General features: G+C 42.8%; 20 protein-coding genes. 9 read left to right on the forward strand and 11 right to left on the reverse strand.

The features are described 5' to 3' along the window. Positions 1 to 221 precede the first annotated feature (221 nt). Entirely contained in the window at positions 222 to 1,424 is a 1,203-nt protein-coding gene (locus L3V23_RS05270) for an aromatic amino acid transport family protein (RefSeq protein ID WP_237291988.1), read from the forward strand. A 193-nt stretch (positions 1,425 to 1,617) separates the two neighbouring features. After that, positions 1,618 to 3,042, forward strand: a complete 1,425-nt coding sequence (locus L3V23_RS05275; RefSeq protein ID WP_237291989.1) for a methyl-accepting chemotaxis protein — start codon at positions 1,618 to 1,620, stop codon at positions 3,040 to 3,042. A 100-nt stretch (positions 3,043 to 3,142) separates the two neighbouring features. Here the strand turns inward: L3V23_RS05275 and galE are convergent, their stop codons facing one another. From galE to L3V23_RS05295, 4 genes are all read right to left on the reverse strand, one after another. Next, complete coding sequence (galE, locus tag L3V23_RS05280) at positions 3,143 to 4,159, reverse strand: UDP-glucose 4-epimerase GalE (RefSeq protein WP_237291990.1); 1,017 nt, start codon at positions 4,157 to 4,159, stop codon at positions 3,143 to 3,145. A gap of 71 nt (positions 4,160 to 4,230) precedes the next feature. Continuing rightward, positions 4,231 to 6,207 (reverse strand): diguanylate cyclase, encoded by a 1,977-nt coding sequence (locus L3V23_RS05285; protein WP_102966878.1) that lies wholly within the window; start codon positions 6,205 to 6,207, stop codon positions 4,231 to 4,233. Continuing rightward, positions 6,204 to 6,701 carry a YfiR family protein gene (locus L3V23_RS05290; protein ID WP_102953500.1) on the reverse strand — a complete coding sequence of 166 codons (498 nt, stop codon included), beginning with the start codon at positions 6,699 to 6,701 and terminating at the stop codon, positions 6,204 to 6,206. The genes L3V23_RS05285 and L3V23_RS05290 overlap by 4 nt, the downstream gene beginning before the upstream one ends. After that, positions 6,691 to 8,709: a TonB-dependent receptor gene (locus tag L3V23_RS05295; protein ID WP_102966879.1), complete on the reverse strand. Its 2,019-nt coding sequence runs from the start codon at positions 8,707 to 8,709 to the stop codon at positions 6,691 to 6,693. Before L3V23_RS05295 ends, L3V23_RS05290 begins: the two co-directional genes overlap by 11 nt. A 181-nt stretch (positions 8,710 to 8,890) precedes the next feature. Between L3V23_RS05295 and L3V23_RS05300 the strand changes: the two genes are divergently transcribed. Beyond that, the gene (locus tag L3V23_RS05300) at positions 8,891 to 9,631 is read left to right on the forward strand and encodes a 5-oxoprolinase subunit PxpA (RefSeq protein ID WP_102953700.1); all 741 of its coding nucleotides are present in this window, start codon (positions 8,891 to 8,893) and stop codon (positions 9,629 to 9,631) included. Between the two features lie 61 nt (positions 9,632 to 9,692). Here the strand turns inward: L3V23_RS05300 and L3V23_RS05305 are convergent, their stop codons facing one another. From L3V23_RS05305 to L3V23_RS05315, 3 genes are all read right to left on the reverse strand, one after another. Then, complete coding sequence (locus L3V23_RS05305) at positions 9,693 to 11,156, reverse strand: FAD-dependent oxidoreductase (RefSeq protein WP_237291991.1); 1,464 nt, start codon at positions 11,154 to 11,156, stop codon at positions 9,693 to 9,695. 280 nt (positions 11,157 to 11,436) lie between these two features. Further along, complete coding sequence (locus tag L3V23_RS05310; protein WP_042487327.1) at positions 11,437 to 13,872, reverse strand: ABC transporter permease; 2,436 nt, start codon at positions 13,870 to 13,872, stop codon at positions 11,437 to 11,439. Then, on the reverse strand, positions 13,869 to 14,546 hold the full coding sequence (locus tag L3V23_RS05315; RefSeq protein WP_112403674.1) for an ABC transporter ATP-binding protein: 678 nt from the start codon (positions 14,544 to 14,546) through the stop codon (positions 13,869 to 13,871). The genes L3V23_RS05310 and L3V23_RS05315 overlap by 4 nt, the downstream gene beginning before the upstream one ends. Between L3V23_RS05315 and tesA the strand changes: the two genes are divergently transcribed. From tesA to L3V23_RS05330, 3 genes are all read left to right on the forward strand, one after another. Further along, on the forward strand, positions 14,545 to 15,144 hold the full coding sequence (gene tesA, locus L3V23_RS05320; protein WP_112403673.1) for a multifunctional acyl-CoA thioesterase I/protease I/lysophospholipase L1: 600 nt from the start codon (positions 14,545 to 14,547) through the stop codon (positions 15,142 to 15,144). The two genes, L3V23_RS05315 and tesA, sit on opposite strands and share 2 nt — an antisense overlap. Before the next feature lie 112 nt (positions 15,145 to 15,256). Further along, positions 15,257 to 16,462 carry an enoyl-ACP reductase FabV gene (gene fabV, locus L3V23_RS05325; RefSeq protein ID WP_237291992.1) on the forward strand — a complete coding sequence of 402 codons (1,206 nt, stop codon included), beginning with the start codon at positions 15,257 to 15,259 and terminating at the stop codon, positions 16,460 to 16,462. A gap of 202 nt (positions 16,463 to 16,664) precedes the next feature. Then, a complete protein-coding gene (locus L3V23_RS05330) occupies positions 16,665 to 18,314 on the forward strand; it encodes an ABC-ATPase domain-containing protein (protein ID WP_102966885.1) in 1,650 nt (549 codons plus the stop codon). A gap of 63 nt (positions 18,315 to 18,377) precedes the next feature. On the opposite strand, the gene L3V23_RS05335 is transcribed toward L3V23_RS05330, so the two are convergent. Further along, the gene (locus L3V23_RS05335; RefSeq protein WP_042487342.1) at positions 18,378 to 18,998 is read right to left on the reverse strand and encodes a DNA-J related domain-containing protein; all 621 of its coding nucleotides are present in this window, start codon (positions 18,996 to 18,998) and stop codon (positions 18,378 to 18,380) included. Positions 18,999 to 19,234: 236 nt separating this feature from the next. Here L3V23_RS05335 and L3V23_RS05340 point away from each other — a divergent pair, with 236 nt between their 5' ends. Next, the gene (locus tag L3V23_RS05340; protein ID WP_102966886.1) at positions 19,235 to 19,840 is read left to right on the forward strand and encodes a DUF2238 domain-containing protein; all 606 of its coding nucleotides are present in this window, start codon (positions 19,235 to 19,237) and stop codon (positions 19,838 to 19,840) included. On the opposite strand, the gene cutA is transcribed toward L3V23_RS05340, so the two are convergent. Then, complete coding sequence (gene cutA, locus L3V23_RS05345) at positions 19,837 to 20,154, reverse strand: divalent-cation tolerance protein CutA (protein ID WP_042487347.1); 318 nt, start codon at positions 20,152 to 20,154, stop codon at positions 19,837 to 19,839. The genes L3V23_RS05340 and cutA overlap by 4 nt on opposite strands. A gap of 239 nt (positions 20,155 to 20,393) precedes the next feature. Here cutA and L3V23_RS21410 point away from each other — a divergent pair, with 239 nt between their 5' ends. Then, complete coding sequence (locus L3V23_RS21410) at positions 20,394 to 20,582, forward strand: transcription initiation factor TFIIIB (protein WP_102966887.1); 189 nt, start codon at positions 20,394 to 20,396, stop codon at positions 20,580 to 20,582. 20 nt (positions 20,583 to 20,602) lie between these two features. Here the strand turns inward: L3V23_RS21410 and L3V23_RS05350 are convergent, their stop codons facing one another. Both L3V23_RS05350 and L3V23_RS05355 read right to left on the reverse strand, forming a co-directional pair. Next, positions 20,603 to 21,259, reverse strand: coding sequence for an HAD family hydrolase (locus tag L3V23_RS05350; protein WP_237291993.1), 657 nt, complete (start codon positions 21,257 to 21,259; stop codon positions 20,603 to 20,605). 157 nt (positions 21,260 to 21,416) lie between these two features. Further along, positions 21,417 to 21,923 (reverse strand): hypothetical protein, encoded by a 507-nt coding sequence (locus L3V23_RS05355; RefSeq protein ID WP_042487352.1) that lies wholly within the window; start codon positions 21,921 to 21,923, stop codon positions 21,417 to 21,419. Positions 21,924 to 22,131: 208 nt separating this feature from the next. Between L3V23_RS05355 and L3V23_RS05360 the strand changes: the two genes are divergently transcribed. Next, positions 22,132 to 22,614, forward strand: coding sequence for a CreA family protein (locus L3V23_RS05360; RefSeq protein WP_237291994.1), 483 nt, complete (start codon positions 22,132 to 22,134; stop codon positions 22,612 to 22,614). Positions 22,615 to 22,658 lie beyond the last annotated feature (44 nt).

The raw sequence follows: 22,658 nt of genomic DNA on the forward strand, positions 1-22,658 counted from the left end.
CGGTTGAATTAAAAACCGAAACACCTAGTCCATAGCGTTCTACCATTAGAATTAATGTAAACATAAATTTACATATACAGGATTTAATCTGTACAAATTGATTGACGTTTACAAATAAGTTCTACAAAATGTCGCAAAACCAGCGAATAAAACCAGTTTAACTGGTCACAATTCGAACATAATCTTAAGCAACACAACTACAGTAAAGATAAGTTTACAAAATGATGAAATCAAAGCTTTTGGGCAGTACTTTGATTATTGCGGGCACCACCATTGGTGCAGGTATGCTTGCTCTGCCACTTGCATCCGCAGGAATTGGGTTTTCAACCTCTCTGATTATCATGCTTGGTCTTTGGGCATTGATGTCATTTACAGCATTACTTATGGTGGAGATCCATCAGTACGCAGATAAGGATGCGACATTACATACCCTAGCGAAACAAATTTTAGGCGATAAAGGGAAATGGGTGGCGACTTTTGCCATGCTATTCTTGTTTTACGCCTTATGTGCTGCGTATATCGCAGGTGGCGGCGCTCAGTTTACTAACCGCATTGCAAGTTTTACGGGCGCTGAGATCAATGGTCAAATCGGCACTCTAGTTTTCACTTTAATCGTTGCTGCTGTTGTGACTATCGGTACAGCGACGGTTGATAAAGTTAACCGCCTTTTGTTTGCAGGTAAAATCATTGCAATGGTTGTGGTGCTGACGTTTCTTGCACCTAACGTGACACAATCATACTTACTCAGTATGCCTGTCGGCCAAGGATTGATTGTTGCTTCTATCCCTGTAATTTTTACATCATTTGGTTTTCACGGCAGCATACCTGCAATCGTGAATTACTTGGATGGTCACACGCCTTCTTTACGTAAAGCGATCATTGTTGGTTCTGCTATTCCTTTGATCATTTACATCTTCTGGCAAGTAGTAACACTTGGTGTGGTTAGTCAACCAGACCTTATTGGCAATGCTGGTTTGAGTGCTTTAATCTCAACGCTTTCTCAAACAGTTCATCAATCAAATCTTGGTAACATCATTGGTATCTTTGCCGATCTCGCACTGCTTACTTCGTTTTTGGGTGTAAGTTTAGGTCTGTTTGAATTCATGGGTGACACGATTCGTAAGAAAAACGGCGGCATGAACAGAATTGCAGCTTCGCTTGTAACTTTCACACCTCCGCTGATCTTTGCTTTGTACTACCCTCAAGGTTTTATCATGGCTCTAGGATACGCAGCGATTGCTCTTGCGGTTTTAGCTATCTTCCTGCCACTAGTCATGGTTGTGCGAGTTCGCCAAACAGCAACAGCAAACCATTACCAAGTTGGTGGCGGCAACGTCGCTCTAGTAGCAACGGGTGTGGTCGGAATAGTGATCATCGGTTCACAACTACTGATTACAGCTGGTGTTCTCCCATCACTGGGTTAAATAATTAATAAAATCTTTTAGGGTCAAATACAGATGTATTTGACCCTTTTTTATTTCCGGAACACTAGTTGATCTAAATCTCATTTATAAAATTTATCTTACATTTATTGCAAATTTAAATACGACGTATAGCACATAAATAGTAGGATACTAGCTACACAAGAATCTCTTAAATTTGCCTCTCGGAGTAACAATGAAAGAAGTTGAGTTCCGAACGATAGACCGCGTGTTTATCAAGATGTCTATCAACGATAAAATGTGGGTTGTCTTCACACTGTTTCTATTAGCGATCGCAAGCATCTCGGGCGCTCGCTATTTCGATACTTTGGACAATATTGAACAGCAATCAAAACTCGCTGTTGAATACAAACTGCAAGGTATTGTCTCCCAATCAAATATCAGCAAAGTTTCGGGTTTAGAAGTTCGCTCATCGTTAAGCGAGACTCGATATAACAACGGTGTGGTAACAGCGACTGCGAAAGCATCCGATGGCAAAATTTATGCGCTTACCGATGATTTTGCTAAACGTGAGCAAAATGCCCGTTCGGAAGCCTTCACTACTTTCCTACTTTCATTTCTGTGGGTAATCCCGTTCGCTATTTTTATCTACTGGGTCGCGACATTTATCGGTGGCGCTCTTTGGGTTCTTTACACTACGACGCAAAAAATTGCTCAAGGTGACTTAACTTCACGTTTAGGATTCCATGCTGGCCGTGATGAGTTTGGTACTATCGGTTGTGCATTAGATAACGCGATGGATACCTTGACTGATCTTGTAGTCGCAGTAAAAGATAACTCAACAACATTAAGCGAAACGTCAGCTTCTTTTGCTGAAGAGATGCGCGAAAGCGAAACACAAATCCAGAGACAATACTCTTCATTAGATTCTGTAGCGACGGCAATGGAAGAGATGACGGCTTCAGCGCACGAAGTTTCAAACATTGCTCTAAAAGCGACTCAGCAAACTGAAAATGATTCTGAACAAGTCAGCAGTAGCCACAAGAGAGTTCAGCAAGCGATCAGTGAAATTGAACAATTAACGGGCTACATTGCTCAAACCTCTTCGTCAGTGACAACACTGAATGAAAATGCCATCAAGATTAATGATGTGATTACCACTATCAACGCGATTTCTGAACAAACCAACCTTCTTGCCCTTAATGCAGCAATCGAAGCTGCACGCGCTGGTGAGCAAGGCCGAGGTTTTGCTGTCGTTGCGGATGAGGTTCGTACATTGGCAAGCCGCACACAAGCAGCAACGGTTGAGATTCAGACCATGATAGGTAAGCTGCAAAGCGAGACGCAGAACATTGCAAAAATTACTGATCAAACAGTCAGCCAAGCGCAAACCAGCAGCCAGTTAGTCACAGAGATTGGTAACGATGTAAATCTCATCGCTGAATCGGCAAACCTGATTAACGACCTGAGTATTCAGATTTCAACATCAGCAGATGAGCAAAGCTCAGTTGCAAATGACATCGCTTCTGAACTGAGTGATATCCGCAATCAATCAAATACCATTCGTGGTGTAGCGGAGCAGTCTTCTATAGGTATTCGTAATATTGCTCAAGCCACTCGTAACTTAGTAGAAACCTTGAGCCGCTACCGCACCAATTGATACAAACAGATGTTGTTTTAGAAATGCCCCCAGCCTAGCTGGAGGTTTCTCTATACAAATAAAAAGCGGCCAGAAGGCCGCTTTTTATTTGTATAGAGCATTAGGCTGAAGGATAACCTCGCGGATTATTCGACTGCCAGCGCCACGTATCTTGAGTCATCTCTTCAAGTGTACGTGAAGCCTTCCAACCTAACTCTTGCTCTGCTTTCGCAGGATCAGCCCAGCACTCTGCAATGTCACCTGGTCGTCTATCCACCAGCTTGTAAGGCACTTGTTTGTTAGAAGCCAGCTCAAACGCCTTCACCATATCTAGCACGCTATAGCCTACGCCTGTTCCTAAGTTGTAGATATGTAAGCCCGCTTTATCACCCACTTTCTGCAGTGCTGCAATATGACCATCGGCCAAATCCATCACGTGAATGTAATCACGGACACCCGTACCATCTTTAGTTGGGTAGTCGCTACCAAACACAGAAAGAAACTCTCTACGCCCTACTGCAACCTGAGAGACAAATGGCATTAGGTTATTAGGGATACCTTGTGGATCTTCACCCAGTTCGCCCGACGGATGCGAACCCACAGGATTGAAATAACGCAGTAGAGTAATGCTCCAATCAGGGTTTGCTTTTTGAAAATCAGTCAGACACTCTTCCACCATCAGTTTACTGCGACCATACGGATTCGTCGCACTGGTTGGGAAATCTTCTGTAATAGGTACAGATGCAGGATCACCATAAACTGTAGCGGAAGAACTAAAAACTAACGATTTCACGCCAGCTTCTCGCATCGCTGAAACTAAAACTAGAGTCCCATTAACGTTGTTATCGTAGTATTCCAGCGGTTTCTGGACCGATTCTCCCACTGCTTTTAAACCTGCAAAATGAATGACGGCGTCAATGTTGTTCTCAGTCAGTAATTCCACCATCAAGGCTTTGTTACGGATATCACCTTCAACAAACTTAGGTTTTACCCCAGCCACTTTCTCGATACGATCAAGCACTGTTGATTTACTGTTGTATAGGTTGTCCAAGATCACTGGCGTCATACCTGCGTGAATCATCTGGATGCATGTATGACTACCGATATACCCCATGCCACCAGTCACTAATACGTTCATTATTCTCTCCATCAGAGCAGCCTCACGCTGCTTACCTAACCATTTATCAAATTTGTTGTCATCTGTGCCGTTTACATCAATTCTTGTGTTGATTTATCAATAAGCACAAATTGACCTTTACCTAAATTTTTTGCCTTATACATAGCGTTATCCGCCATTTTGATCATCGCGTCTAAGCTATCTTCATTGCTGTCAATGAAGTATACGCCTATGCTCGCCCCGACATTAACACTGTGTTGTTTGTATTGAATATCTTGCTCAATCAGCTTAATCAACCTTTGTGACATCAGCTCGACACTTTCTCGTTCACTCGGATTGATCACAATAACAAATTCATCACCAGACAAACGGGCAACAAGATCCTGACTGCGAACCTGAGAAAGTAATCGCTCAGACACCTGCTTGAGAACTTCATCTCCAGCTGAGTGACCATAAGTATCATTAATCTGCTTAAAACCATCTAAATCAAGGTAAAGCAAAGAGAAAGGACGAAATGACACTTGATTCTCGGCAATGATGTCGTTGAGTACTCGATACAACTTAGAGCGATTAGCCAAACCTGTTAGTGAGTCATGATGCGCAAGATATTCTAATCGTTCCATCTCTTTTACATTGGAAAGATCTGAAATGATGATAACCATATCCTGTCCTTTAGACAGGTCAGATTTAGCAATACGATTAACTTTGGCAAATAGGGGAACTAGGTGTCCATCCGTATGCCTCTCCCACACCTCTCCTTGCCACTGCCCAAACTCTTCCAACGACTGTTCGATACTTGGCAGCAAAGAGCTGAATTGATTCCAAGCCAAGACTTCATCAATCGGTTTGTTCATTACATCTTCGTTGCTATAACCAAGCAATTGGGTCACCTTAGGGTTAATCACGGTGATCACACCTTGGTGATTAAGTAGAATTATCCCGTCTTGGCTATTTTCAAACACGCCTGCCGCTAACCTTTGACGTCTAAGTGCAACTTCAATTTCAGTCACATCTTCAATCGCGAACAAAGTTTGGTCAGGTCTGGATAGCGGGCGACTACTGACTCGCAGTAACTGTTGAGTATTATTGCCGTTTTGCCTGACTATGAGTTCTTCATCTAGCTGCTTATGTTCATTTAACGCTGAATCGATGATGGAATCGTTCTCTACTTGTAAAATATCAATAATATTTTGCCCTAACAGCCCCAGTGATGAATGATGGAAAACCCGACTAGCTTCGCCATTTGACATGATAATTTCGCCATTACTATTCACCACAATTAAACCATGTTGGACAGTATCGACCACTTCATTGGCAAACGACTTCTCTTGCTCCAACTTTGCGAGCGTGTTTCTGTCTTGTTCTTCGTGTGCTTCAATCGTGTCAAGCATAGTGTTAAATGCGCTCACCAAATCACCGATTTCATCTGTGGACTTGCAATCGATATCTACATTTCGCTCTCGGTTTTCAATGTATGCTTTCATTGCATGATTTAGCGAATACACCGGTTTTACGATCAGATTTTGTACTAGCTGATAGAGCGCAATACCAGAAAGCGTCAACACAGTAAAAAAGAACAATGCATCATTAAGCGCTGTCTCATATATTTCACGTAATGACTTTGCCGAAACCGTTACACTTAATGAAGCAACTGTCAGCCCTTCAATTTCTATCGGAACGGTAAGGTAGATATATTGGTCTGAGATAGCATACTCATTCTGCAATGCTTTTTTACGTAGAATCTCGTTGGGAATCGGTGCATCACTGCCCACTTTCTCATACAAGGCAAACAACTGGTTTTCTTGATCAAACAGTTTAACCCGCACAACATCATCGTCGACCGCAAAAGCGGACAGAATTTCCTGAGCGATGAGTTGATCATCAAACAAAATGGCCGCTTGCAAGTTATAGGATACGCCTTTCGATAACACATGAACGCGTTCGATTAGACTTTCCTCTTTCTGCTCAATATCTTTCTGAAAACTAAACCACTGTGCAATACAGAAAATGGACGACATCAGAAAGAAAATCGGAAGGATGAGTTTAAATCTTAAAGATAGCGAGTTCATATTTTCTCCCCATCTTCAATGATAGCTATGCGTAACAAACTGGAAGAAATTGAATAGGCACCTATATTGGCCATGTAGATCTTCGGTTTTACTTTACCTTCTAATGTCGCTAATTCTATGGTTCCACCTTGGGAACCTATGGATTGATTGTCACTAATGACAACCGTGTGTGGCAAAACATCAGCAAGATTTAATTCACTCTTAGCATCCACAAAGAGAATGTCACATTGCTCCCTATAAAAAGGGGTAACAGAAAGAGGCAACTGGCGAACGGTTTTATCTTGGGTAATTTTTTCCAAAGTTGACGCGATTTTATCGTTGCCGACAATGCAGAATTCTATATTGGTCATCTCACTTTCGCTGTTCCAGTGGATGAAATTTGAAATACGGAAAATATAAACCGCTTTAATATCCGTTGGATCATAGGCTGCATAAGACACGCTTGAAAAAAGCATTAACATCAATACCCAAGCGCGATGTAAATTAAAACTCATAAGAAGCCTTTAGCACTCCAGTTTCTTCATTAATTGTGCTAATCCAATCGGTTCTATATCCATCTTTCTCCCCAATATTTTGCAAAATAAGTTCTAATCTAGGTGCCTTCGAATTTGCCTGCCACGCTAACCGAGCATCAAAAGCAATATAATTTGGGATTTGCGGGTAATAGTCATCGTATTTAATCGAGTGACCACGAACGATAAAATCTAGCTTCCACTGGGTAGAAATATCCCAAAGCGTCTGTAAGCTTGTATTGTGCTGAGCATCTATGTCATACCAGCTTTCAAAGCTGCCGTTAGAGTAACGCCCACCATTCCATTCGCCTTTAGCATGCAAATAACTGTAACTTAGATAGAAACGCAAATTTTCTAAAGCGATATACCCAGCACTTAACTCCACACCATGAGTATCAAGCGAATAGTCATCGGTAACGGCTAAACCAACCACCTGATCTGGTACACCGGATATAACCACACTATCTCGTCCTCGCACATATTTATGTTGGCTTAGAAAGAATATTGCATCAAATTCAAAGCCTGTCGCTGAATCATAACGATAACCAACTTCATATGTACTGACGCTTTCGGGTTTCATATTGCTTTCACCAAGCATCACTTCCGTAAGGTACCTATCTTGATTGGCATCATAGTAATTTGTGATGAGGTAAGTATTAGATGTCAAATATGAAGGAGCCACAGAAGCTCGCCCATACCCCACCCAAGCTGTTTGATTGGCATCTATCGTCAACAGCGCTCGCAACTGAGGCGAGATTTCAAACTGATTTGAAAGCTCAAAGTACTCCAGTTTCACGCCAGCGACTGTCTTCCATTTACTATTCCATGTTCTCTCAGATTGTAGGTATAAGTTTGCGATACTATCCACATCTCTCTGATGAAAGGCGTAACGTTGATAATTAGGCAAGTTATTGAAATCGACACCCTCAAATGGATGAAAGAACTCGACTTCGACGAGACGATAACCACCACCATAAGTGAGTAGATGTTCATCATTTATCTGATAGTTGTAGTTAAAATCCAAATCAAAGGTATTGGACAGTCCAGCTCCATCTGCCATTTCATTCGAGTTACGTTCAAGCCAAACTTGATAGTTTCCGACCAGTTTGTCCGAATGCTGTTTATCGTAACTAAGTTGTGTATAAAAAGAATAACTATCAACGTGTTGCTCAACGAGATCAACGGAATCTAAATAGCCGTTTGAATAATGTAGCTGATACCAATCCTGGCTATAGGTCAGACGCTCACCTCCGAGACGAAAAGCCCAAGCATCGCTATCGTCATCTGATTGAGTGACAATACCTGCCGTCTCTAAAGTCCAGTCAGGGTAAGAATTTTTCCGATCATTGCGTAGCTGACGTCTTTTGTAAAACGCTCTTGCGCTAACATCCTCGCTCCATTGCAGCCCATGTCTGACACTTGCATCGTAATCACCACCTTCTGCCCATCCAGCCGCTACATAGGTTCCCTGAGTTTCTTTTGCCGACTTTGTGATGATATTAACAACGCCATTCACCGCATTACCGCCCCACAACGCTGCACTTGGTCCCCGAAGCACTTCTATTCTGTCTATATCTTCCAGAACATAATCGATGTCTGCCCAATAAACTCCGCCATAGAGAGGACTGTAGACACTGCGTCCATCAATCATGACAAGCTGCTTATTAAAAAGCCCATCGTGAAAGCCTCGTGCGGAGACTATCCACTCGGTATCTGAGAACTTGGAAACATGCAGCCCCGGAACCAGTGCTAGCGCATCGGGGATAGTACGCGCACCACTTCGAATGATGCGTTCATTACTCAACACATAAACTGAAGACGGGATATCCGCTAATCGCCGCGACGATTTAGTGGCTGTTTCCATTTGAACATTCAACATTGAGAGCTCTTCAATCGAAAGGCTCATAAGATGCTCAAGGACATTGTCGTCAGCGTATCCTGCTGCTGAAATAAAAACTAACGTTGTATAAATACACGTCGCTTTTTTCATTTACGATCTCTTCCATGTGTATGGGCGTTCAGTAGGGACTAATGTATTGGCTAAACCAGTTATCAGCTAAGCAAGCCTTCAATCATGTAATGCATGCAATAAACGATGAGCTTTATCGCTGTTTATTTATAATTAATTCTGTATTTTATAGTAGCTTAAATACTAAGGAACGATGATTCACGTGAAAAAACGGACTATCACTCTTAACTGCGACATGGGCGAAAGTTTCGGTCATTGGCGCATGGGCAACGACGAATTGGTAATGCCATGGGTCGATATGGCCAATATTGCGTGCGGCTTTCACGCTTCCGACCCGCATGTCATGAGCCGAACCATTGATTACGCGATTCAACATGATGTTCAGATTGGTGCGCACCCTGGCTATCCAGATTTGCAAGGATTTGGGCGACGTTCAATGTCGTTTTCAGAAGAAGAAATTTGCGAGATTCTGATCTATCAAATTGGCGCACTAAAAGCGCTATGTGAAAGCAAGAATACTGAAGTCACATACGTTAAACCTCATGGCGCCTTATACAATGACATGATGAAAAATGAAGATGTGTTTCGGGCAGTCACTGATGCTGTTTCATGTTTCAATATCCCTTTAATGATATTGGCTTCAGGAAACAATCAACGTTATTTAGATATTGCAGACAGTTACGATGTGCCACTGCTGTTTGAAGCTTTTGCCGATAGAACCTATTTATCGAACGGGCTATTAACACCTCGCTCTTCGCCAAATGCGGTATTAACCAGCGAAGACGCTATCTTGAGTCAAATTAAACAGATCGCAGAATATGGCAAAGTCAGTACATCTGACGGGGCGATTATCCCAATTGAAGCCGACACGATTTGTGTTCACGGTGATAATGAAGCCGCCATCGAGCTTATCGCTAAAATAAGAGCCCAACTGGATGCTTAGGCTAGATATCTAGAAATTAGCCCCATTGTAGGTACACACGCTGGGGCTGGCAGATATCAGGTTATTTCATACCGACAAACTTGGCTAAAGCTTGAGGGTATCCTCGCTCTTGCGCTAGTCGCTTCGCTCTCGATTCAATATCGTTGGGCGTCAACGACATGCTGATCGGGTGCTGTTCTTCAATTGACTTATCCGATAGTGCTTTCACAAGCTGCCAATTGGAAACTATCTTTCTCACCGCCTCTAACGCAGACGACCCTTTCACAACTTCCATTCGAGCATAGTTGTTGTCTTCAAATGTCACATCTGCAGCCCGCAGAGTCGCATCATATCCCGGAATTTGCTGAGCACCGTACAACGGTTTACCACCGACCTGCGCACTCTCAAATTCGGGCATAAACTGACTGATATGTCGAATGGCTTTGTGAGTTCTTTCATTAAGAGCATCACTCTGCCAGCCTTCAAGTATTTTGCGCTGCAGATATTTAGGCAGAACTGGCTGAGAAGAATTGTCCTCAGAGGTTACCAAACCATCTTTAAACAAAGTGATATCTTCCGTCATACCATGTAACTGAAACACACCATCGGCATAAGGTGTTAGCTGCGCCATGCCTCGTGGCGTACCACGTTCTCCGTGAAATACCACTTCAGGCCACTCATGTTGGCACTGCGTCCAGTGAGTGACATAAGCCGCTTTAAATTCAACCATGCGCTTACGCTGATAACACGTCATGTCATCGACTTTACCCGTCTCATAACCACAAGCATTGATCAGATAGTCGGCTTCAACTTGATGATGCTGTCCATCATTACCCACATACGTAAGCTGCCAACATTGCCCGTTGTATTCCGCACTAACTAAAGTGGCGTGAGTCTTTACCTGACAGTTAGCCATAGCACTTAGCGCTAGCTCTGCACTCGCTGCAAGTCGAAATACACTCCAGCCATACTCATGAACAACCACTACAGGGTACTTAATCGAATTCAAGTCTGCGTATTTGGCAAACGGAATCAACCACTCTTCGCTGCTTAGCGGTTCTTTCGGTTGAACTTGGTTAGCTAAGATCTCTAACTGCTCACGTTGGTAAATCGAATAATACTGCTGAGGATCACCCATAATCTGGTTACGAGGGTCCTCATCGACCAACTGTTGATAACATGCCTGAATGGTATCCAAACGAGGAATGATATCTTGTGGCTCTCCTGAATCGGTATCCGGAACAGCAATCACCGTTGGGCGCTTATTCAAGGTATGCGGATACAGACGGATCGTTTCAACCGACTGACGCAACAATTCAATACATTGTTGCTCTGAAATTTCTCTGTATAAGTTACCCCCGGCATGGAGGTGACAAATTGGCGGTCCGTTCACTAAACTCGGACCTTTTTCCAGTAACAGTACATTGACGCCCAGTTCACCTAAATGAACCGCAGCTGTTGCACCGGCAACGCCGCCGCCAATGATTGCGACGCGAGGTGACTGAAAGTTTGTTGTATTCTGTGACATGTCGCTACCGATAGTCATTCAAACTAAACCCATTCTAAAGCTTATAAAGTGTTATTAAAATCACATTTTTTACGTGGCTATAGCTCGACAGAATAAAAGTTGCAATACAAAAAAATGAAATAAATATCTTGACTCAATATTCTGTGATCGGTGCTTTTTTAACCTTGTGCATAAAGCTCTGTCTGCAGCCAAAGGTTCTACGGGGCTAAGGCAGAGATACACTGCATCAGAGCTCTTAGTTATCCCAGCATTTATCCACCGTTTTTGTGGATAACTCTCGCACTTACTCAAGGAATCACTAATTAAATGCTTTATTTATAGGAACTAACAAACGCTTAATTAAACTATTCACAACCGCAGCTAATGTGCAAAAAGTGACGATTGGCAGCACCAGCCACATGTTCAGATGTAACGAAGGTGATAAGTCAAAACCGAACTTCATAACACTCGCTACGACCACATCTGCGCTTAAAGCAGCAACGATACCGGCAACCAAAGCCATAAGCCCAAACTCTGACCAAATAGTCTGAGTAACTCGGCGACGGCTCGCGCCTAAAGTTCTATACAGCCTTATCTCTTGCTGACGCTGACTCAGACTTAAGCGTAATAACGTAAAAATCAGGAGTATACCAGCGACTACGCCCATCAAAGCAAGTACTGTTATCGACCAAACAATTTGTGTCAGCAGATCTTGGATTTTCGCTCCCATTGCTCGGATATCCATCAAGCTCACTGTAGGGTGATTACGTGACAGTTCTGTAAGTAGCCCATCATGCTGCTGTTCTATTCGAAAGCTAACCAGCCAAGAGCTAGGAATGTCCTGTAATAAATCTGGTGTAAAAATGAAGTAGAAGTTAGGCTTCATAGCACGCCATTCAACATGACGAATAGTATTTACCGTCGCTGCGACAGGTTGGCTGTTGATAGAGAATGTCAGTTTATCCCCAATTTTCAGGCCAAGGTCTTCAGCGACATCTTGCTCAACTGACACCCCTTTGCTTTGCGTCCACTCTCCAGCAATCAGGTCGTTATAGGTTGGTAGGCTATCACCCCAAGTGAAGTTAAGTTCACGCCTTAACGCGTCGCTGCTCCCTTCCCCTTGTGCATAAGTTTTCGCTTCAACACCGTTAATTTCAGTTAATCGTCCACGAATGATCGGATAAGCATCCGAACGTTCAATTCCAGCTTTGTCTATAGTTTCCAAATACGCATCTTTTTCATAAGTGGCAATATTGAAAGCAAACGCATTCGCCGCATTAGCTGGCAATGTTTTTTGCCAGTCAGACAACAAATCTGTTCGAACCAGCCACATTACAGCCAATAGCATCAACGAAAGTGATAAGGCGCCAAATTGAATACCCGTAGCCAAAGAGGAACGATTGATCCGGCTAAGAGCCAGCTTCATTGCAGTATTAAGCGGTAACTTTGCCAAAGAGCGTGTCACCACAACGCTGATTAAAGCAAGAATCAAAAACAGCACCGTTATTCCTGCAAGTACGATCCAAACCAACTTGTTTTGCCAGTAGAAAGCAAGCATGGGCAGTAAAGGCACAAGCGCAAGAGCGATATTCCATCGCATTCGGTTCTGCTTTTGTGTGTTCTGCATAACACTGGCTGCATTTACATTAAGTAGATGCCCTAGCGGGATACCTAAAGCAGGTACGGCAATTAACACACTTGAGGTCAGCGCCACCAGCGCTGGCTTATAACCATAACTTGGAAGCGGCGTAGGCAGCAGGTCGACCAACGGCACTCGCAACAGATATTCCAACCCCATACCTATGACAATGCCACTCACTGCGGCAAAACCAAGTAGTAACGCCACCTGAATGGCCAACCAACGCCCTACCCATTGCTTACTGGCACCCAAACTTTTAAGCATTGCGATCGTGCGTTGACGAGTAGAAACATAATGCTGACAGGTCAAAACCAAAGTGGTAGCTGCCATGATGATCACGATAGCCACAGTCAAAGACAGATATTGCTGGGTTCTTTCAAACACTTCATTGGTTCTGCTGCCGCTGTCTTGATCTCTCCATCGCTCACTCGGGGACAAAGTTACTGCTTTTTTCAGTTGTTCAATGACTGGCTCTTCAGCATTGATGAAAAGCTGGTATTGAACCCTACTGCCGATTTGGATAGCACCGGTGCGCTCAACATCTGATAAGTGAATAAAAACGGACGGCATTTGCTGAAATGGGTTGAAGCTTAAACCGGGTTCTTGAACGACTCTGCCTGATACGACAAAATCAGCGTCGCCAATCGTGACACTGTCACCCAAATTAACGTTCAGTTCGTTAAAAATTCGTTCGTCCAACCATAACTCATTTGGCTGGATCTGATGCTTGATGGTGCTTCCATCCGACAATTCCATCTCTCCACGCAATGGATATTGGCTGTCTACAGCTTTAACCGTGACTAACTTCATACCATTGTCACTGAACGCCATGGTGGAAAAACGAGTCATGGTGGAAGTTGTTAGGTTATTTTCATTGGTCAATTGCAACAATGTTGAAGGCAAAGGATTTGCCGAAACAAACACACTGTCTGCCGTCAATGCATCTTTTCCCTGCTTAACAACCACCTGCTCCATACGGTCAGCCAATGCTGTTAAAGCAAACACACAAGCAATGATGAGAGTTAGAGCTACGGAAATCGGCCACAATTGGCCGTGGCGAATCTCGCTAAAGCTCCATCGAAACAGACGTTTGTTTAAAGATGGGGCAACATTCATACTCGCTCCTCCAACATACCTGCCGTCATGTGAAAGCGTCTTTGGCATCTTGCAGCAAGAACAGGGTCATGAGTGACAAGAACCAATGTTGTTCCATGTTGCGAGTTCAACTCAAAAAGTAAATCGATAACCTTCGCTGCGGTTTCCTGATCTAGGTTGCCTGTCGGTTCATCAGCAAATAACACTTGTGGGCTGATCATAAACGCTCGCGCCAGAGCAACCCGTTGCTGCTCACCACCCGAAAGCTGACTCGGCGAGTGATGAATACGATGCTCTAACCCCACAGATTTTAATAACGCTTCTGCCCGCTGTTTATCTTCGGCTTCGCCCTTTAACAAACACGGCAGAGTGACATTTTCTAATGCGGATAAACTTGGAATGAGCAAAAAGCTTTGGAACACAAACCCTACCGACTGACTACGAATCGCGGCCCTCGCTTCATCATCAAGCTCTGTCAGTGATTTCCCCAATAGATGAACTTCTCCGCTGGTCGGCATGTCCAATCCTGCAAGCAGTGTCATCAAGGTGGATTTACCTGCACCAGAAGTACCAACGATGGCCACACTTTCGCCTTGGCGAATATCAAGATTCACCTCTTTGAGGATTGTTAATTGCTCCTGATTGGTGGAGACTACTTTAGATAAAGACTGAGCTGAAATAACGGATGATTGCATGACTAGACTACTTTCCTTGCTTCTTGTTGTATTTTTCTCGACCAACGCTAGTAGTAACACACTCTTAGTGTTGGGTGATAGTTTGAGCGCCGGCTATAACATGTCTATAGAACAAGCTTGGCCTAATTTGCTTGGTGATGCTTTAAAAAACAAAGGGAAATCTGTAACAGTAATTAACGGAAGTATATCAGGCGATACAACCGGAAACGGATTATCGCGTTTACCTTCATTACTCCAACAGCACAAACCTGACTCCGTTTTGATTGAACTCGGCGCCAACGATGGCCTGCGTGGTTTCCCCCCTAAGCTTGTTGAAAACAATCTGAAAACCATGATCGACACTATTCACGCACAAAACAGCCAAGTGATCTTGATGCAAATCCGCATCCCGCCTAATTACGGCAAGCGCTACAGCGATGCGTTCTCACAACTTTATCCCAACATCGCCAACGAAAAATCCGTGCCGCTGGTGCCATTTTTTCTAGAGCAAGTCATCATCAAACCTGAATGGATGATGCAAGACGGATTGCACCCAAAACCGGACGCCCAACCATGGATAGCCGATTTCATGGCGGAACAACTAGAGCCTCTGCTTTAAGGTGTTTTCCTACATTATGACCAACTAACTGTAGGTCTGTTGCCTCAGCTCAATAAACTTTACCTAACTTTACGCTATTGTTACTGCCCCACAGAACCAGAAGGTACCAATAATGCTCATAGAACCCGTAATTCAGGGTGTGGTTGCTCGTACCGCACATCCTTTCGGTTGCGAACAAGCCATTCTAAAGCAAATTCAATACGTTAAATCAGCAAACCCAATTAAACATGGTCCAAAACGTGTCTTAATTTTGGGTTCATCATCCGGATTTGGGCTTGCCGCTCGTATCGCGTTAACATTCGGTGGTGCGAATGCTGACACTATTGGCGTTTCTATGGAGCGCGGGCCATCTGAAAAAGGTGTGGGTAGTGCTGGATTCTACAACAACCATTTCTTTAAAAAGCACGCAGAACAAAATGGCAATGTAGCCGTCAATATTGATGGTGATGTGTTCTCAAAAGAAATTAGAGAACAAGTGATCGAAGCAATCGAAACGTACTTCGAAGGTGAAGTCGACCTAGTTATCTACAGTATCGCCAGTGGTATGCGCCGAAAAGGCGACAGTGACGAGTTCTGGCGTTCCGCCATCAAACCGATTGGTGATGCAGTATCAGGCTCCACCATCATTCTGGAAAACGACAGTTGGGTAAATAGCACACTAGAACCTGCGACAGATGAAGAGATTGCCAGCACCATTAAGGTCATGGGCGGTGAAGACTGGGAGAACTGGATTGATACTTTGATCAACTCGGACTCTATCGCTGACGGCTGTAAAACCGTTGCTTTCTCATACATTGGTCCGGAAATCACTCACCCTATCTATCTTGATGGTACCTTGGGTTATGCAAAGGTTGATTTGCACCAAACCAGCCACTCTCTTAATTTGAAGTTAGCGAATTACAATGGTGGCGCTTACGCTTCGGTTTGTAAGGCGTTAGTCACAAAAGCGAGTGTGTTTATTCCAGGCTTAAGCCCATACATTTTAGCGCTCTATCGAGTGATGAAAGAAAAAGGCACCCATGAAGGCTGTATTGAACAGATGCAACGTTTATTCAGTGAAAAACTGTATCTGGGAGAGAGTGTCACCACGCCAGTTGACAACGAACGTTTGATCCGCATGGATGATCTGGAACTTAACCAAGACACTCAGGAAAAAGTATTGGCGATTCTCGGCGAAATGAATGCTGATAACTTTAAACAACTGGGCGATTACCAAGGATTCAAGCAAGAGTTTCTTAATCTCAATGGGTTTGGTTTTGAAAATGTCGACTACTCAAAGGATGGCGACTTAAAGCCATTCTTAGCGCAAGACTATTAATCAATTCAACCGCTGATGGGAATCAGATCATCTTGTCTGAACCCGCCTCTTTGTTGACAAATACCCCTCTGCCACTAAAACTGTACTCCTAAATAGAGTACAGTTTTTGTTTATCCCACAAGGATTAAGCAACACATGGCTTTACTCCCTTGATAGGGCTACCTATAATCGCCCCCTTTTCATTATTCCAAGAGCAGTCGTGATGGATGTATTAACAGCAAAACTGAAAAAACTCGAAAAACAGAATTATCGCGCATATCAGCAAATCAAAGGCGAATATGATTTTGGCGACTACAATCTGTACATCGATTATGTTCAGTCAGATCCGTTCGCGTCAGCTTCGCGCTTGCGTGCGACAAGAGCATGGTCACTCACTGGCTTAGCATGGTTGAAAGATAAGTCTCCGGCTTATCAAATGGCTGCCCGAGACTTTATCGCTCGCTCATTCGCAGAATTTGCCAAGCAAGAAAACTCCGTAACTATCCATATCACCGGCCAAACCGTAATGGATAGCACCGCCGTATTATTTACTGAACACGGCATTGAGTTGCGTTTCCGTATGTCTCTGCCTGCTGAAGGGCGTGACATTCTCGCGAAGAAGGCACTCAACACGCTTACATTTCATATGCCTAAATTCATTCGCAAAGCAACCAATGCTCGTGAATTGGATATTGAAGCGCTGACTCATCACTGTGAAACCATTGAGGACCAAGAAGCATTGCGTTCTCAACTTGATGAGAAAAACTTGGTAGCCTTTGTTGCAAACGGAAGTGTGTTGCCACGTATTGCTGGTAACTGCGACCTTCCAATGAAAGATGCTGTTGCATTCCAGTCTCCAAAAGAATTGGAAACCATTTTGCTGGCACCAAATAAAGGTGAAGTACGCGGAATGGGCATTCCAAAAGGTATCACTTTGATTGTCGGCGGCGGTTTTCACGGTAAATCGACCCTGCTTACAGCAATAGAGCGTTCAATCTACAACCATATTCCGGGTGATGGACGTGAAGGTATTGTCGCTGATGTCAATGCCATGAAAATTCGCGCTGAAGACGGTCGCTGCGTGCACAACCTTAATCTTTCGAACTACATCAACCATTTGCCTCTAGGCCGAGATACTCGTGACTTTAGTACCCAAGATGCCTCTGGCTCTACATCACAAGCGGCTTGGCTTCAGGAATCAATAGAAGCTGGCGCCAGCACTTTGCTGATTGATGAAGACACCTCGGCAACCAACTTCATGATACGTGACGAGCGCATGCAAGCATTGGTAAGTAAAGGTGATGAACCGATCACTCCTTTAGTCGATCGCATTGGTCAACTGCGTGATGAAATGGGAATTTCCAGCTTAGTTGTTATGGGTGGTTCTGGGGATTACCTTGATGTGGCTGACACGGTAATTCAAATGCATGATTTCCAGCCGATTGACGTGACTGAAAAAGCACAGCAAGTGATTGCGCTTCACCCTACTGAACGTAAAAACGAATGTGAAACACCTTTGGAAAACATTGCACCTCGTTCTCTTAACTGCATGGCATTACAAACCATATTGGCGGAAGGCAAATTCCGAGTATCTGCAAAAGGCACAGATTCACTTCGCTTTGGCAAAGAGTTTACTGACTTAAGCGCTCTTGAGCAGATAGAGTCACCTTCTGAAGTTAATGCTATCGGTTGGCTTTGGTTCCAGCTTGCACAGATGCCAGGTTGGTCGAAAAACCCAGCTAAAGATTTCGAAGCCTTTCTTAACGACAACTGGCACGAGAACATGCCAAACCATGGCGATTTGGCGAAACCTCGCATACTGGATGCAATGGCAGCACTGAATCGTATGCGCAAAGCTAAGTTCAAGAATTAAGAATTAAGAATTATCGAAACAAAAACAGCGCAAATTTGCGCTGTTTTTTCTGGTCAAAGATTTTTATGCCTCTTGGCGCAGAATGTTCCAAGCCTCACATAAGATCCTAAATTTTTCCGCATTGCCGTTATCTCTATCCGGATGCCATCTTAACGCGAGTTTTCGCCAAGTTTTGCGGATTTCAAAGTGTGTAGCATCATCGTGGAGTTCGAATAAGCGTAAGGCTTGTTGTCGATTTAAGTCTTTGCTACTGCCACCAACAAACTTACGATAGCGAGTCCAAAACTCATTGAGAAGGCGTTTAACTTCCCCTTCGCTTGCTTCATAGTGCTCCCACTGTGAATAGTATTCGCGCAAAGGATCTTCAACATCAATTACGTGGGAGGCATTGCGAAACATCGGCATCAGAATAATATCCATAGCCTCAACTTGAAGCCATTGCTTTGGATAGAGAGTCTCTTGCAGTTGGTAAAGCGCATTCATGATAAGAAAATTACGTTTGAACAAATCTTTTTCTGGAGCTTCATCGAGTGTCGGCATCAGTTCAAGTTCACCCAAATGCGCCGCAAGCGTATGAACTTTCCAACCAGATGGTTGCCGTTTCAACACTTCCAAAATTGGCCACAATAAAGGATTCTCAACATAGTTGCGAAACGATGCAGACAATTGCTGTGCTTCAGTCATATAGTTTCTCTCAATTTTCCCTTCTTTTATTCAAAGCCATGAGAGGCTTTTTGTCGAGTAAGAATAGGACGAAACTATTAAGGCTTTGACCTTTATTCAACTTTTCATCTCTAGAATACGAGTAATTCCTAATTACCTCTAAGATTAATCTACTCGATTTTTACTACAACTTAATTGAACACTGTTTCAAATGATGTAAACATGTTTTATGAAATTGAGTAAAGGATATTTGAACTATGACAGTACCGAGAAGCCTGACACTACTTACTCTGGCATATACAGCCGTGTTTATCTTTTCCGCCATATCACCGGCATCACGAGCAGTATGGGTTGCAGAAATTATACCCGCGCTATTGATTCTTGTGATTGTGTGGCTGGTTTCAATGAAACAGAGATTGAGTACAACGTCTTATACCCTGTTTTTTGTCTGGCTGACTCTTCACACGATTGGCGCTAAATATACCTTCTCAGAAGTTCCTTTTGATTGGTTCAATACCCTCATTGGTTCAGAGCGCAATAACTTTGATCGTGTCGCGCACTTTTCCATAGGCTTGTACGCATACCCAATTGCCGAACTGCTTATACGAAACAAACTGGCTAAACCTTTTTTTGCCAGTAGCTATGCTCTGTTTTGTATTATGAGTATTGCCGCTGGCTACGAAATTGTTGAATGGTGGTATGCAGATTTGGCTGGCGGGGACGAAGGTATCGCCTTCTTAGGTTCTCAAGGTGATATCTGGGATGCCCAAAAAGATATGCTGTGCGATACCTTAGGTGCATTAGCCTCATTGTCATTACTCGCAGTACAGATTCGAATTAACCCCAATCGATTAACTGCCTAATTCGTATTGGCTTCGATCCATTGCAAGTAAGGGTTGAAGCCATCAGTAATAGGCACTTGAACAATTTGTGGAACTTCATAGTTATGAAACTGCTCAATCGATTCCGTTATTTGCTCGAATAATTTGGATTGGGTTTTTATCACTAGAAGGATCTCTTCATCATTACATACCTCACCTTCCCAAATGTAATGACTGTTGATAGGCATTGTTTGAATGCATGCAGCCAATTGGTTTGATAAAAGATATCGAATCAGTTGCTGGGTTACATCTTGACTGTTTGTTGTGGTTAAAACCATACAGAATTTATCATCCATTTCTTCGACCCCACTAAAGTTTTTCTTTTTGTGTATTTGAAGTTTCTATCAAAATCACTGAGTTCGTTAATTAAGGTTTAGAAATCAACAAACTCAATTCATAGATTTATGAATTGAATCTCAAAAAATGAAAGAATAATGTAATTATAACAATCACCGACCGACATTCCGTTTATTCTGAGCATAAAAGAAGCAATAGCTAAAACTAAATAATAAAAACTATTTGAAGAGAATGTGTGATGAAAATGATCGAGTGCTGTCCACTGTGTCAAAGTGATGAATATATGCTGTCTGAAAGCGGTGAAAAATTTCTCTGTGGCAAATGTGGTTTCCACACGGAAGAATTGAGTAACATTGAGCCTACAATATTAGCCACTAACCTGGTGCTAACCCCGTACATCCACGTGCCGGAGAACACGCTTCATTAATTGAATTTTTAATATCAATCTTAAGCTAAATACAAGGTTAGTTGTTCTAAGCTCTCTAGCACTGTAACTTTGGGGTGAGACACTCTATTTTGCCAAGTTAAAGGCGTGATTTGAAAGGTGGTTACACCGGCATTAAGCCCCGCCTTCACACCCTTGTGCGTATCATCAACGTAAACACATTCATCTAACATAAAGCCCATATTCATAGCGCAATAGCGGATCAAATCCGGTTCTGGTTTCCAACTATTTGCTTCGAAGGCTGAAAAGATTTTTCCTTGGAAATAGCTGTATAAACCTGCCGATTTTAGAATCGATTCAATACGGTCTTTGGGCGCGTTCGATGTAACGCAAAATTCTGTCTCTGTTTCTCTAAGCCAATCTAACAATGCAACTGCACCGCGCATTGGTGTGAGCCTCTGTAAGAAGAGAGGTTCCAACACTTCACGATATCGCTGTTCCAACACATCAATATCCGCAGTTTTTTCTGCTAGTTGCAAAGTGGAATGCATAATGTCGGCAATTTTGCCACCTTCAAAGTTATCAATAATATCTTCGATAGATAGCTCTGCCCCAATTTCATTAAAGACTTGCACAAGGGCTTCACAACATAAGCGTTCACTGTCGACCAATGTACCTTCACAATCGAAAATAACGCAATTCGTCTTTTTGCCAACCATAATATTTCTCCTTTCTATGCAGTTTAAATACAAAAACAATAGGAAAAATGATTCAGTTAACAATTTGAAATCTGCTTACGCAGCAATGTTGATATTTTGTAGCACCGTCACTGTTTAAAACAAACCGGAAATTTCTGACTCAATTGACTGTTTTATATTAGTGTTCGATATAGAATGAGCCTGAAAATTCGTTACTTTTTAGCCACTTTTGTGTTACTGCTTGAGAGAATTGCTCAACAGAACTATAGGTAAGATCTTTAACAACAATATCTGATATCAAGAGTTCATTTTCAGCTTGTGTAATTAAAGCAGCAGCCACGGGTTCAGCTTGCTTAAATCCGACATAAAGATAACAAGGCTCAGAGAAGATAATTTGGGTGAAAAACTCCAACAGATAATTTTGCTCTTGTTCATCACGTCCTCGCGACGCTTGAAGTAATGAGAACATCACAGTCAAACGATGAAAATCAACCAGATATATTTCATCTAAATTGATGTCTGTTTCTTGCGTACTTTGAATCAACGGAGTCACAGTATTCTCTTCACAAAGAGACTGATAAATGGCTCTGCCTTTTAAACTTTCAGGCGTCGGAAACTCAACCTCAACTTGATCAAACAGCCACTGATTTTTCACTTTAACGACGTTTGGATAGGAATCTGTCATGAAATATTCTTCTATTGAAGTACTTACGCTAAAACCACATTTAGCAGTAATGAATAAGCGAAGGATACTTAGGTACACTCAATCTCACAAGTCTTGATATCTCATCTACACATCTTTCTTTATTTACAGTCAGATATTTGCTTCGGCATCTGTTTGCAACTTGAGTTATGATAAGTTCAACTTTGTATGCGGCACCATAGGATAAGCAATGAAAAAGTTACTTTTGATGGTAGGACTGTCTACTCTACTAGTTGGATGTTCAGATAATGAAGTTGGTGATGTATCTCTAGGCGTATTTACCATGAAGGACATTAAAATCGCATCGCTTCATGATGACAAAATACAGGGTGTGACTTGCCATATAGCGTCCATCGAAGCAAATTTAAGTCTTTCAGACCCGAGTGACAGCTCAATCTCGTGTCGACAAACGGGCGATATCACTCCGGACATGATCGCATCAATCGATAAGAGTAAATCTGGTGAGGTAGTGTTCAAGCAGTCGAAGAGTATTTTCTTTAAGACTATGAAAGTCAGACGTATTTTTGACGCAGAAAATCAAACACTTCTTTATTTGTCCTATACGACTAAAGAAACGGATGGTAGTTTTAAACACAGCCTGTCAACTGTTCCACTTTGGGGCACAAAAGCCTATAACGCTTTTCCAGATAGTCAAAATACCACTCAACAATGAGTCAGATGCACGGAAAGTGGTACCCACAAAACCATTTTCCGTGT

The organism is Vibrio sp. A1-b2 (genome assembly GCF_021726015.1).
GTDB lineage: Bacteria > Pseudomonadota > Gammaproteobacteria > Enterobacterales > Vibrionaceae > Vibrio > Vibrio diazotrophicus.

Bases quoted from the DNA above. Each gene is read 5' to 3' on its own strand.
- L3V23_RS05340 (WP_102966886.1), top strand. From the start codon at position 19,235: ATGACAGTACCGAGAAGCCTGACACTACTTACTCTGGCATATACAGCC.
- L3V23_RS05290 (WP_102953500.1), bottom strand. From the start codon at position 6,701: ATGAGTTTTAATTTACATCGCGCTTGGGTATTGATGTTAATGCTTTTT.
- L3V23_RS05285 (WP_102966878.1), bottom strand. From the start codon at position 6,207: ATGAACTCGCTATCTTTAAGATTTAAACTCATCCTTCCGATTTTCTTT.
- L3V23_RS05270 (WP_237291988.1), top strand. From the start codon at position 222: ATGATGAAATCAAAGCTTTTGGGCAGTACTTTGATTATTGCGGGCACC.
- L3V23_RS05350 (WP_237291993.1), bottom strand. From the start codon at position 21,259: ATGGTTGGCAAAAAGACGAATTGCGTTATTTTCGATTGTGAAGGTACA.
- L3V23_RS05310 (WP_042487327.1), bottom strand. From the start codon at position 13,872: ATGAATGTTGCCCCATCTTTAAACAAACGTCTGTTTCGATGGAGCTTT.
- L3V23_RS05335 (WP_042487342.1), bottom strand. From the start codon at position 18,998: ATGACTGAAGCACAGCAATTGTCTGCATCGTTTCGCAACTATGTTGAG.
- L3V23_RS05275 (WP_237291989.1), top strand. From the start codon at position 1,618: ATGAAAGAAGTTGAGTTCCGAACGATAGACCGCGTGTTTATCAAGATG.
- L3V23_RS05355 (WP_042487352.1), bottom strand. From the start codon at position 21,923: ATGACAGATTCCTATCCAAACGTCGTTAAAGTGAAAAATCAGTGGCTG.
- L3V23_RS05315 (WP_112403674.1), bottom strand. From the start codon at position 14,546: ATGCAATCATCCGTTATTTCAGCTCAGTCTTTATCTAAAGTAGTCTCC.
- L3V23_RS21410 (WP_102966887.1), top strand. From the start codon at position 20,394: ATGAAAATGATCGAGTGCTGTCCACTGTGTCAAAGTGATGAATATATG.
- cutA (WP_042487347.1), bottom strand. From the start codon at position 20,154: ATGGATGATAAATTCTGTATGGTTTTAACCACAACAAACAGTCAAGAT.
- L3V23_RS05295 (WP_102966879.1), bottom strand. From the start codon at position 8,709: ATGAAAAAAGCGACGTGTATTTATACAACGTTAGTTTTTATTTCAGCA.
- tesA (WP_112403673.1), top strand. From the start codon at position 14,545: ATGACTAGACTACTTTCCTTGCTTCTTGTTGTATTTTTCTCGACCAAC.
- L3V23_RS05330 (WP_102966885.1), top strand. From the start codon at position 16,665: ATGGATGTATTAACAGCAAAACTGAAAAAACTCGAAAAACAGAATTAT.
- L3V23_RS05305 (WP_237291991.1), bottom strand. From the start codon at position 11,156: ATGACTATCGGTAGCGACATGTCACAGAATACAACAAACTTTCAGTCA.
- fabV (WP_237291992.1), top strand. From the start codon at position 15,257: ATGCTCATAGAACCCGTAATTCAGGGTGTGGTTGCTCGTACCGCACAT.
- L3V23_RS05360 (WP_237291994.1), top strand. From the start codon at position 22,132: ATGAAAAAGTTACTTTTGATGGTAGGACTGTCTACTCTACTAGTTGGA.
- galE (WP_237291990.1), bottom strand. From the start codon at position 4,159: ATGAACGTATTAGTGACTGGTGGCATGGGGTATATCGGTAGTCATACA.